General features: G+C 65.9%; 6 protein-coding genes and 1 pseudogene. 5 read left to right on the top strand and 2 right to left on the bottom strand.

What is annotated here, in order from left to right:
• Positions 1-402 precede the first annotated feature (402 nt).
• Together FJV41_RS43590 and FJV41_RS43585 are read left to right on the top strand one after the other, a co-directional pair.
• Positions 403-1,425: a hypothetical protein gene (locus tag FJV41_RS43590; RefSeq protein WP_141648545.1), complete on the top strand. Its 1,023-nt coding sequence runs from the start codon at positions 403-405 to the stop codon at positions 1,423-1,425.
• Between the two features lie 108 nt (positions 1,426-1,533).
• On the top strand, positions 1,534-2,415 hold the full coding sequence (locus FJV41_RS43585; protein WP_141648544.1) for an SMI1/KNR4 family protein: 882 nt from the start codon (positions 1,534-1,536) through the stop codon (positions 2,413-2,415).
• Between the two features lie 175 nt (positions 2,416-2,590).
• On the opposite strand, the gene FJV41_RS43580 is transcribed toward FJV41_RS43585, so the two are convergent.
• Entirely contained in the window at positions 2,591-4,684 is a 2,094-nt protein-coding gene (locus tag FJV41_RS43580) for a PQQ-dependent sugar dehydrogenase (RefSeq protein ID WP_141648543.1), read from the bottom strand.
• A gap of 399 nt (positions 4,685-5,083) precedes the next feature.
• Here FJV41_RS43580 and FJV41_RS43575 point away from each other — a divergent pair, with 399 nt between their 5' ends.
• Together FJV41_RS43575 and FJV41_RS52760 are read left to right on the top strand one after the other, a co-directional pair.
• On the top strand, positions 5,084-6,712 hold the full coding sequence (locus tag FJV41_RS43575) for a zinc metalloprotease (RefSeq protein WP_246137792.1): 1,629 nt from the start codon (positions 5,084-5,086) through the stop codon (positions 6,710-6,712).
• 37 nt (positions 6,713-6,749) lie between these two features.
• The gene (locus FJV41_RS52760) at positions 6,750-8,459 is read left to right on the top strand and encodes a hypothetical protein (protein WP_181791340.1); all 1,710 of its coding nucleotides are present in this window, start codon (positions 6,750-6,752) and stop codon (positions 8,457-8,459) included.
• Positions 8,460-9,174: 715 nt separating this feature from the next.
• On the opposite strand, the gene FJV41_RS43565 is transcribed toward FJV41_RS52760, so the two are convergent.
• On the bottom strand, positions 9,175-11,040 hold the full coding sequence (locus FJV41_RS43565) for a Hint domain-containing protein (RefSeq protein ID WP_246137791.1): 1,866 nt from the start codon (positions 11,038-11,040) through the stop codon (positions 9,175-9,177).
• 354 nt (positions 11,041-11,394) lie between these two features.
• Here FJV41_RS43565 and FJV41_RS52755 point away from each other — a divergent pair.
• Positions 11,395-11,859: pseudogene (locus tag FJV41_RS52755) on the top strand (hypothetical protein); the annotation flags it as partial.

Here is an 11,859-nt window from a genome sequence, read left to right as displayed (position 1 = left end):
GAGGGAGGGGACTCGCAACCGACCATCAAGACCGCCGCGAGCAGGTATGCCGCCGAGGGATGTCGAACGGGCAGCGTGGCACGCGAAGGCGTGTGCGGAGCAGAGCTGCGCATGGGGTTCTCCAAGGACGGGCCGAGGCCTGACTGACCCGGGTTCTCCCGTAGACCCCGCGCCCGCCCCGATTGCGCAACATGGGTTGTTGTCGCGTGTCGCGTGGCACTCATGGATGAGTCTGGCGAGCGGTGTTCAACGCGCATCCATTCTCGCGGCAAAATTGCGCGCCGCCGTGCGTGGGGAGTGGGTGGTGGATGTGTGGCTTGCGGTGATGCGGGAGGGGCATGTTAGCGGTGGGCCCTTCACGGTGGCCGCCGTGGCGCGGTCCCACACCCCGAGGTCCACATCATGAAGACACTGCTCTCGAAGACGGTGCGGCTGGCGGCGCTGGGCGGACTGGCGTTGGTCGGCGCTCCGGCCGTGGCGCAGACCGTGCCGTTCTCTCCCTTCGTCCCCTTCGAGCTGCGGGTGAACTTCCAGCCCGCCAACGTGGCGGTGCCCGCGGGCTTCGTCGCGGACTCGGGGCAGGTGTTCGGGAGCCGGGGCAATGGCCACACGTACGGGTGGAGCGCGGACAACACGGCCAACACGCGAGATCGCGATGACGCGAACACGCCGTCCCAGGCCTACGACACCGTCATCCGCACGCAGAACGGCGGCAACTTCACGTGGGAGCTGGCGGTCCCCAACGGCTACTACCAGGTCCGACTGGTGGCGGGGGACCCGAGCTTCTTCGACAGCGACTACATCTTCAGCGTCGAATACTACGGCCACGTGCTGAAGGGCACGCCCACCACGGACAAGCGCTTCGTGGAGGCGGTGACCACGGTCGACGTGAATGACGGCCGGCTGACTATTCGCAATGACAGCGCCGCGGTGAACAACAAGCTGGCCTTCGTGGAGGTGACGCGGAAGTTCGGAGTGGACATCAACTTCCAGCCGGCCTCGGCCTCGCCCGTGGAGATCTACGCGATGCTCACCGACTACGGCCAGGTGTACGGGAGCCGGGCGTACGGCTTCAGCTATGGGTGGACCGTGGACAACACGGCCAACATGGTGGACGCGGGCTACGACATCGACATCCTGGCGCAGCGTCACGCGCGCATGCAGCAGGGGGGCGACCGGGTCTGGGAGATCGCCGTGCCGAACGGCGTCTACGCGATTGACCTCCTGGCGGGAGACCCGAGCACCAAGAACGGCTCATACCGCATCCAGGTGGAGGACTCGGTGCTGCTGAGCGGTGTGCCGACGGGTTACGGCTTCACCAACGGCTCCGGCGTGGTCGCGGTGTCCGACGGCCGGCTCACCGTGCGCAGCGCGCCGGGGGCCGCCAACAACAAGCTCAACTTCATCCGCGTCCACCAGAAGTAGCCGCGAGCGCCCCTGCGTCAGCGCTGTTGGGGCGGAGTCGATGCGCGCCTGGAAGCCGTTTCCGGGCGCCGTGGCATCCCTTGAACGATGGGGTAGGGTGCGCGCCCCATGAGCAAATACTTCGCCAGGCTGAAGCCGCCCAAGGGGCTGACTGTTCCTCCGTTGCTCGCGCGTTTCGCCAGGTGGGTCGCGACTCAGAAGTATGGAAACTTCGGCTCGTTCGAGCTCATGACCTCGGAGGTTCCTGGCGAGTTGAGCGACGCGTGGTGCTTCCTGTCGCTGCCCGAGGGCTCGTTGCTCGCGCTGGTCTCGACCGTGACGCCGCAGCCGGTCGTGCTGTTCGACTCGGAGTCGGACGTGCTCAAGGTCGTCGCTCCCAGCCTCGAGGCGTTCCTGCTGGCGCTCGGCGCGGGCAAGACGCGCTTGGATGACCTGGATGAGGGCGATGAGCGCGAGGCGCTGCGTGAGTGGCTCGCGAAGGAGAAGGTCAAGGCGCCGAAGCCCGCGAAGTTCAACGTGAAGGCGTACCAGCGTGACGCCGCGCCCGCTCCGGTGGAGAGCGAGGGCGTGAAGAAGCTGGCCCCCCTTCCACGAGGGCTGGTGGCCCTGCTCGGGAGGCCCGTGACTGACCCGAAGCTCTCGGCGGAGCTCAAGAAGCTGAAGCTGCCGACCAGGCCCCTGAAGGCCGGAGGCGCGCTCAAGGACAAGAAGCGTGGCATCACGGTCCACATCGGCCGCAATGGCGTGATTTCCGAAGTGCACCTCGGCGAGAAGTATGACGGCCCGCTCGCCTTCAAGCTGCCTCAGGGGGTGAACGACTTCACCGCGAAGAAGTTCCTCGGCAAACCGACGGGCGTGCTCAAGAAGAAGGACGGCGGCAGCGTCTGGGAGAAGGTGCTCGACGCCGGACGCGGCATCTACTTCTCGAGGAGCCGCGGCCACTTCGACTGGTGGTCGGAGCACAGGTTCTTCATCAAAAAGAAGAAGTAGGCGAAAGCGAAGTCGGCACGCAGGCGCCCATTCAAGGGCGCCTCGTCGTCGAGTCGCTCGGGGTGTTGATACAAGCCGCCCGCGCAGCTTGGACCTGCGTGCGAGAGCCCGCCTCTCGGAGCGAGGCGAGGCCTGCCCCCGGCGCCGCAAGGGCCCCGGGGGCAATGAACGCTCCCTACTGCCCGAGGACGACGCGGAAGATCTTCTCGTTGCTGTTGTCGGGGATGCTGTCCTTGTCGCCCTGGTTGGTGGTGGTCATCCAGAGGTTGCCGTCGGGCGTCGGCTCGACGGTGCGCAGCCGGCCGTAGGTGCCGACGAAGAACTGCTGCACGTTGGTCAGCTCGGTGCCGCTGATGACCTCTCGGTAGAGGCGTGAGCCGCGTGCGCAAGCCACGTAGAGGACGTCGCGGACCACCGCGATGCCAGAGCACGAGCCTTCCGCGGTGGAGTAGGTCCGCTTCGGGGCGATGTACCCGGCCGTCGCGCAGCCCGAGCCTCCCTGGGACACCGTCCCTTCGCAGTTCGGCCAGCCGTAGTTCCCACCCCGTTGGATGAGGTTCGTCTCATCCATCACCGAGTTGCCGAACTCCTGCTCCCACAGGCGCCCCTGGGAGTCGAAGGCCAGCCCCTGTGGGTTGCGGTGGCCGTAGCTCCACACGTAGTTCCCAAAGGGGTTGTCGGACGGGCGCGTGCCGTCGGCATTGAGCCGCAGCACCTTGCCGGCCAGGTTGTTGAGGTCCTGTGCATAGGCGCCGTTCTGGGCGTCTCCCGTCGACGCGTAGAGCTTCCCGTCCGGGCCAAAGCGCAGGCGCCCGCCGTTGTGGAACTTGTTGCGGCCGATACCCGAGAGCAGCACCTGGAGCGAGGAGGTGTTGAGGGCGCCGTTCTCATACTTGAGGCGCACGATGCGGTTGTCGGTGGGGGAGGTGTGCATCACGTACAGCCAGCTGTCGGTGGCGAAGGAGGGGGAGAGGGCCAACCCCATCAGCCCGCCCTCGCCGTCGGTGCTCTGCACGTTGGGGACGACTCCCACCGACGTCTTCTGGCCCGTCGCCGGGTCCAGGCGAACGATGTTCTGCGCGTCCCTGCGGCCGTAAAGCACCGAGCCATCCGGCAGGTTCACCAGTCCCCACGGGATGTCCGTGTCGGTGGCGACCTGGGAGACGGAGCAGACGTCGTTCGTGCAGGCCTGGCCGGTGGTGACCGTCACGGCCGAACTCTGCGCGGACGCATTGGCCTGGGCGTCACGGGCGAGCACGGCGTAGGCGTAGGTCGTGTTCGGGGAGAGTCCGCTGTCGACGAAGGTCGTCCCGGGCGGCGAGCCGGACACCGTTCCAATCTTCACACCCCCTCGGAACACGTCGTACGCGCTCACGCCCACGTTGTCGGTGGACGCAGTCCAGCTCACCGTCACGCTGGTACCCAGGGCGGTGGCGGTGACGCCTGTCGGAATGCTGGGGGCCTGGGTATCCACCTGGCATTGCGGCGGGGTAATGGTGAGCGTGGCGCTGCCCTGAGAGACGTTGCCGGCCGCATCCCGCGCATTCACATACAGGCCCCACGTCGCCCCGGGGACCACCGTCAGGCCGGTGGACACCACGGCGCCGGAGACTGCCTTCATGTGCTGACCGTCGTGGTAGACATCATAGAAGGCGACGCCCTCGTTGTCCGTGGACGGCGACCACGTCAGCGTGGCCGAGTTGCACGTCACGTTGGACAGGGTGAGCCCCGTGGGCACGGTGGGAGGCTGGGTGTCGACAGGCAGCGACCACTGCTGGTTCGTCTGGCCGTTGCAATTCCAGACCACCACCGGGGAGCTGTTGGCGGTGGCCTGACCGGAGACATCGAGGCACAACGAGGTCGCCGTATGGACCACCGCGCCGTTGGTGTTGCGGACCCATCGCTGGTTGGCGGCCCCGGTGCAGGCGCTGATGACGGCTCGGCCCCCCGCGCTGGCGGTCGCGGGCTGGACGCACCAGGCGCCGTCGAACACGCGCAGCTCGCCCTCGGGCGTGAACAGGAACCGCTGGTTCGCCTGTGCGTGGCAGTCGTAGATGTTGAGCCCTTGCCCCGACGTCTGGCTGTTCTGGGACACATCGAGGCAGCGGCCGGACTGCACGCCGATGAGCCGGGTGCCCGAGGTGACCGCGGCGGTTTGCGTTGAGAGTTCGGGGTCGTTCTCCGTCTTCACTCCACAGGCAATAGTCGTGGCGAAGAGGAGGGCGAGTGCGGCGCGGTGAGCTGCGAGGGGAAGGCGACGAACATGCATTGACACGCTCCTGGGTGTGCCGCCTCCTTCCCGGTATTCCGGGTTGAGCTCAAGCAATCTTCTTGTGACTGCATCCTCGGATGTTGAACTCTCGGCAGCAGCGGCTCGCAATACCTCGCGCCCTGTCGCACCTCGCATCCGCTTCCCGCAATCCGCTCGCACCTTTTCGTCAGGGCGCGAAATTAATTTTCCACTGTCCGTCGATTTTTACATGAATTTCGAGTAAGACCATTTAAGGCGCGAGTGACGCCCGCCGCGAAACCCGCAGGCAAGACAGCGCCGATGGGACAGCCGACAGGCTGGTTCATCTGTCGAATTGTAACAGCCATTCCACTGCAAATGATGCGCAGCGCCATGCGGCCATGGGCCGCGAGAGGGAGAAGTATGCAGAAGCTGTCCATGACAGGCGTCCTGCTGTGCGGAGTTCTGGTCGCAGGATGCAATGCAGGAGAGTGGGAGGAGCCCGCCCACGAACAGCCCGGTGGCACCGGCACCGAGGCGTCTATCGGGTCCACCCGCCAGGCCATCACCTCGCCTGAACTCATGGCGTCGCTCGAGTGTGTCGAGACGTATGTCAACGCGGGGACCTGCGACTGGGACCACTGGAGTGAGCTGTGGGAGACGTGCGCGACCTACAATCACCCGGCGCTCGAGGATGGCTACTTCCTGGAGGAGGTGCAGTCCGGGAACTGCACGGCGGCCAACTGGCCCACGATGCGCGAGCACCTCAGCACCCCTCGCTCGATGGAAGTCCGCCTGCGTGAAAGCTGCAACAGCAGTTCCCAGGTGATTCAGGGGGCCGAAGCCAATGGCTGCTACACGCTTGAGCCAGCCGCTGGCGCCTCCTACGTCAACGTGGCGTCCGGCAAGGCCGTGACGCTCCATGCCGGCACGGGCTGCACCGGGGACTCGGTCACCGTTCAATCCGACGCGAGCCTCTGTGATACCTCGTTCGAGTCGGGCGCGAGCGCGGACGGCAACGTGCAGTCGTTCCGGATCGCGGACGCCGAGGTGCCACCATCCGATTACAACTACACCTGCGCCGTCGGGGAGTCGGAGTGCGTCAGGAACTACAATCCCAGATTGGGCGTCGTGAACAGTACGCACAGGGTCAATGTCGTTCGCGTCGCGCTCGCGGGCAAGACCACGCCATCGATGAGCTCCATCATGGCCAACGTCCACAATATGTACGACTTCTTCGTGGTCGCGTCTCGCAATCAGGTGCACCGGAATATCATCGGCACGCAGACCGTGCAGGTGACGAGCAGCAACTGCGGGAAGGCGAAGGAACAGGCCGTCGCCCAGATCAGCGCGACCGCGTTCATGACCGTGTATGTGCTGCCCACCGGGCTCTGCTCCATCTCGCACGCCACCGGGGGCAACATCTACCTCAATGACAACCTGTTCCGGACCTACGTCCACGAGACCGGGCACATCCTCGGCCTCGCGCACGGCAACGCGCGAGATCCTTCTACCAACAAGCCCATCGAGTACCGCGACGCGAGCACGTTCATGGGCAGATTCCCGTCGGATAACTACAACCTCCCGCAGCTCCACTGGCTGGGATGGACGAAGAAGGCGGAGCTCACCCAGGTCAATGCGGTCCTCGAGCGCGATCGCTTCACCGAGGTCATCCTCCGGCCCGTGGACGTGAACGCCAACAAGCCCGACAGCCCCATCGACCACAAGCTGGGCGCGGTCTGGGAGACTCCCGACGGCAAGAATCGGCTGTTCATCGTCGTACCGAAGGCGCGCCTCAACAGCGCGAACGATATCGAGGGCGGCACGGTGATTGTGTATCGCGCTCCCACGTGCAAGCTGAGGGCGGACTGCCCGACTGTCATGGTCATGGGGACGTTGACGCTGGCGCGTTTCATCGCCACGAACACCAATGTGCACGCGGTGTTTGAAAGTCCCCTCAAGCTCTCCGTGGTCGGCTCCAAGAGCAAGAACGTCCAGGTGGCTGGAAAGACCGTCAAGGAGTACGAGTGGGTCAAGCTGCGCATCGCGCTTCCCCCGCTTCCGTAACGCTCGCGCTCCCCGCCGCACGTTCACGGAGCGGCCGGTGCGCCTGCTGTCCGCGCAGTCGCACCGGCCACGCCGGCTGGCCACCGAGCGGTGCTCCGTTGCAATCACAGCGGGAGCAGAAGCCGGGGCCCGGCTGCTCAAGCCCCTGGCCACGCCCACCAGTCTCGATCCCCTCCTGCGGCTGATTCGCCGCGCCCCGTTGCTTCCTGCCAGCCCCGCTCGAGTCCTGGGCCTCGACGACTGGGCGCTGCGCAAGGGCTATGCTGGCGAAGTGAGCCACATCCTGAACGAGCTCCTGGCTCGCGCGACGGAGTCCTTCGAGCGGCACGAGGAGGAGGAGGCGCTCCAGAGGCTGTTGGAGGCCTGGGCTGAGGCCCGCGCGGAGCCCATCATCGCGCTCGCGCAGCAGCTCTCGGACCGCCTCGTGGTCGGCCTCACTCCGCTCGACGTCAACGCCTCTTGGTGGCAGAAGCGGGATCCGAGGCATCTGATGGACCTACCGAGAGAGCTGATGCCGCTCCTGGTGCATGCGCGGCAGGGTCATGGGCAAGAGACCGCGCGGCAGATCCCGAAGTTTCGAGAGCGGGCCGCGGACCCCCGGCTCATTCAACCGCTGCTCGCCATCGCGCTCATGCCGGTGGCCAAGCACTCCCAGGTCCTGGACGAGCTGTGCGGCCTGTTCATGCACGTGGGGCCGCCCTACGACGTGAACGTCCTTCATGCGCTGAGAGTGAGACTCCCCGCCGAGCTGTTCTTCGTGGCGGAGAAGCTCGACATCGTCATCCGTCTGGGGACTGGCTGGGTCCCCCCCATTCTCGACGAGGAGACCCAGGCGCGGTGTGAGGCGTTGAGGGAGGCCATCGACGCGCGCACGGCCGTGGAGCAACGGATCTCCTCCACCCGGGATGTGCTGCTCGCTCGCATCCATGCCGTGCCGGAGGATGACTCCTCGCGGAGAGTGCTGGCCGACCAACTGCTCGAACTGGGCGACCCGTTGGGTGAATTCATCGTGCTCCAATACGCCGAGGTGCCCGACGAGGACCGCATCACTCAGTTGCTGGTGGCGAACAGGGAGAAGTGGGAGGCCCCGCTGGGGGCCGTCATCGAGCGAGGGTATGCACGCTTCGCACGAGGCTTTCCGGTGGCGGTCCGGATGATGGAATCCAACGTCATGGAGGGAGCGCCCGCGCCAGGACCGGCCTGGGGCACGGTGGAGGAAATCGACTGGAACGGCATTGCCGACTGGACTGGCCCCGCCGTGCATTGGAGCCGGTGGCTTGCCCATCCGCACCTGCGCGGCGTGACGCGGTTGAGGAACGTTTCGGAGGCTCTGGCGCGTGAGCTGGGCGCCCACGCGTTGCCGGTGCGGCGCCTGGAGGTGACGGGCGCACGCGGGCCTGGGCTGTTCGAGGCACTGGCCGCCCTGCCGCACCTGTCCTGGCTGGAGCTCCCCAGGGCTGAGCCGGGCACGGTGGTCCTCTGTGCCGATTCTTCCCTGGCTCCCAGGCTGCAACGCTTCGATGCCGCCCTGGCTGGAGCCTGGAAACTCTCGGTGGACCTCGGCGCGGAAGTGCCTGTCCAGGCGACGCTGGTGAGTGAGCGGCACGTCGAATCGCTCGTGACAATCCTTCGCGCGGCGGTGCGGTTCAGTGACCGGGGCCTTCACCTGAGCTGCCAGCGAAAGCTCGATGCCGAAGCCATGGAACGGTTGAGGCGCGCCGCTTCCCTCTACGCGCGTGTCGACTGAGGGGAACTCGAGCCTCCTCGCGGACTGCCTCCCGGCGCTCGAGATGGCCTTGCCCGTGCGTCGCTGCCAGGGATGGTCAAACCCGGAGGGACGGGCTTTCATGGGCCGGTGCCGGTCCTGTTCTGGCACATTCCGAAAGGACACCCCTGTGAAGCGACTGGCTTGGATTGTCGGTGTCGTCGCTGGTGGGTTGTTGGCGGCGTGTGGCGGCGTGGGGGAGCAGGAGGTGATGATGGTTCCCCCGGACTCGGACGTGGGGACGGTGGAGGCCGCACTGTGTGAGGGATGGGAGGCGGGTGGACGCCGCTGTTGCTTCATCTGCACTCCGGGGTTCCCTTGGATGTGTATGGGCGAAGGGGTCCCCTACGAACAGTGCCGGAATGTCGCGAACAGCTATTGTGGGAGTCCCGCCATCAATGTCTGCTGGAGCCGCTGAGCGATCTCCAAGCCTGGGTCTCGAAGCCCACGCCCTCGGCGGCTTCACGCTCGCATGGATGGTCTCTGGCGGCGCGCGACTCGACTCACTGAAGACTCGCCAGGATTTTGCCCCCCATCTCCTGGAGTCGCGTCTACGCGGAGAGAAGCGGACTGAAGGAGCGTCGCTGAATCGAGGGGCCGCCGATTCCCCGGCGACCCCTCGTTCACCTCGAGCCCCGTGCGCCACGGCGGACACCGTGGCGCGGGTCACCTCAGGGTGTTCCGGGGCTCGCGGCCATCAGCGGGCCACCGTCGGCTTGATGCCGTTGCGGAAGTCCTGGTGCCACGCCTTGGGCAGCCGCTGGAGGATGGAGACCTGCTCGCGCTTGGGCAGCGTGAGCGCGTCCTGCATGCGCAGGTCGCCAACGAGGAAGCCGCCCGCGTAGAGAGTGCGGCCGTTCTTCTTCACCGCCAGCAGTTCCGTGTCCGTGCCCAGCGCCAGGTTGTAGACGCGCTGGCCTTCCGGGGACACCTGGGTGATGGAGGTCAGCGTGGCCGTGCCCTTCTCGGTGCGGACCTGGTCCTTCACCCGCAGGTCCCTGGCGGCGACGACCTCGCCCGTGGACATGATGACCGGGTGCATCTCCGTGAGCGTCGCGTCGTGGCCCGCGCTGTCGCGCAGGCGCAGCATCGGCTTGACCTCGTTGCCGCGGGAGATGTCCGTGACGGTCAGTGCAGTGCCCTGCTCGTTGGCGAGGACCTTGTCACCCATCTTCACCTCTTCCACCGGCACCACGCGGCCATCGGCCAGCTTCACTTGCGTGCCAGAGGCCATGCAGCTGTTGCGGAAGAAGATGTTGCCCGGCACGCCCGAGCCACCCCTCGGGTAGACGACGAATATCGGCAGCTCCACGCCGTTGCAGCGCACCTTGCCGGTGATGGTGATGGAGAAGCGGGTAAACTCGTTGACGATCTGGTCCGTTCCACAGCTGGCGGCACTGGGCCCATTGCCCGTGGTGTTGAACAGCCAGTTCATGTTCGTCAGCACGTTGAGTGGCGTCTGGTTCGCGCCGAGCGGCAGCGACGCGATGAACTCCGCCTGGTTCGCGTAGACGCAGCTACGAGCGGTATCCTGGGTGATGAGCTGGATACGTGCCCGGTCGACCTTGGACAGCACGCACTGGAAGTTGTTCTCCGCACCGGCGTTCAGCACGCCACGGATGGGCACATACAGGTTCTGGTAGTTGTAGGGCGCGTTGAACAGCCAGTAGTCCGCGGGGTTCAGGATGCCCGGCGAACCGGAATAGCTGGCCGCGACGCCCGCGGGCGCGGGGGGATAAGGCAGCAAGGAGCCGTTCTGATAGCCTGCCACCGCGTAGTCGCAGTCATTCCCACCGCGAAGCTGGCAGGCATAGATTTCCGCGTTCGCGGTGTTGGGGATCACCTTGCGAGGGTGTGTGAAGGACATGCTCGGCGGCAGATTCACCGCGGCTCCGCGCTCGACGAGGTAGGACGTCTGGTCGATGGTCGCACCCAGCGCCATCAGCAGCGACTCCATGCGCAGCACGCGCCCCTTGCCGGTGGCCACGGTGGCCGGAGCCCGGACGTCGTCGAAGGCCCTGCCGTCACCGTACTCCTCGCCGGAGGCGGAGGAGAGCAGCACGGAGTTGGTCTCCGCCACGTTCGTGTCGTAGTTGAAGAGGTCGGCGTACACGTAGTCCGCGCCGTCCTTGCACGCCACCTCCACCACGGGGAAGAAGGTGGTATAGCCATTGGCCGAGATGGGGTCCTGGCTGTACTTGAGGAAGTGGTTGCACCACGCGCCCTCCTCCAGGTTCGCCGGCTGCGGCCCGGCCGCCTGCCGCGTCAGCGCACGCTCGCGCATGAAGCCAAGCCGACGGAACAGCTCCGGCGCGTTGCGCTCACTCTTCCCGGCCGACGTCAGCCGTCCTACGAGGAAGTTCCAGTCCCCATCATTCGCCAGGTCCAGGTCGACGCGATACACGCCGGAATCCTTGACGGCCTCATCATAGCGCTCCACCAGTTGCTGAGCGTTGGCGCGGTCCTCCTTCGGGGGAGTCAGGGTGTTGCTCCACCCCGTGGTCAGCAGCATCACTCCTGCCAACGGCAGCATCCGTGCGACCTTCATTCCTGCCTTGTGCATTGATTCCTCCGGTTTGACGGCACGACGACAGACACAGCCCGGCCGGGCAGGCCACGGGCACGTGACCGGCGCGTCTTCCTGGATTCAGGGTGGAGGCGGTGCTGCTGACTCGCGGCACAGGCAAATTCCCGTGCCGCTCGAGTCCCCCCCCGCATCCATAATCCATACAACTCTTCGACAGAGCTGAAAGAATAGACTTGCTAGAATTTATGGCATAATGATTTGTCAGTCCTTTCAGTGGCAATAGCACCTGGATGCGTAGTCCATGAAGGTTGCCTTTCATCCGGAGACCCCATGCTTGCAGCGTCCATTGGCCAACGCTCACGTCAGTCCTCGGTTTTAGGGCGTCTGGTCATGAATTGGCTGGTCGTGGCGCTCGCCACCGCACCACTGGTGAACTGCTCGGACGGGGAGGACGCGGGGCCGGATGGTGGAAACCCCGATGGTGCGACACCTGATTCGGGCCCTGACGGAGGAGTCACCTCGGACGCTGGCGCGGATGGTGGAAATCCCCTGGATGGCGGACCGCTCCCCACCGTCATGGGCGCGTGCACGCCGGCCCAGTGGTGCTGGGACAATCCCATACCTTCCGGAGAGTCCCTCCAGGCTGTCTGGGGCGCGGGCCCTTCTGATGTCTGGGTTGCGAGCGGGAATCACGCCCTGCGCTGGAATGGCCAGTCATGGTACCTCAGGGAGACGGGGGTCTCTGGTAGCCCCTTGCTGTTGTCTGGCTCCAGTCGGGAAGATGTCTGGATTGGCGGCGACTCGGCGGATCTGGCCCGGTGGGATGGACAGGGTTGGGGGCTGTCTCTTATACAC

Source organism: Myxococcus llanfairpwllgwyngyllgogerychwyrndrobwllllantysiliogogogochensis, assembly GCF_006636215.1.
GTDB classification, from domain to species: Bacteria; Myxococcota; Myxococcia; order Myxococcales; family Myxococcaceae; genus Myxococcus; species Myxococcus llanfairpwllgwyngyllgogerychwyrndrobwllllantysiliogogogochensis.
Note: the sequence above shows the minus strand (reverse complement) of the source record. Positions and strands in the feature narration are given on the sequence as shown.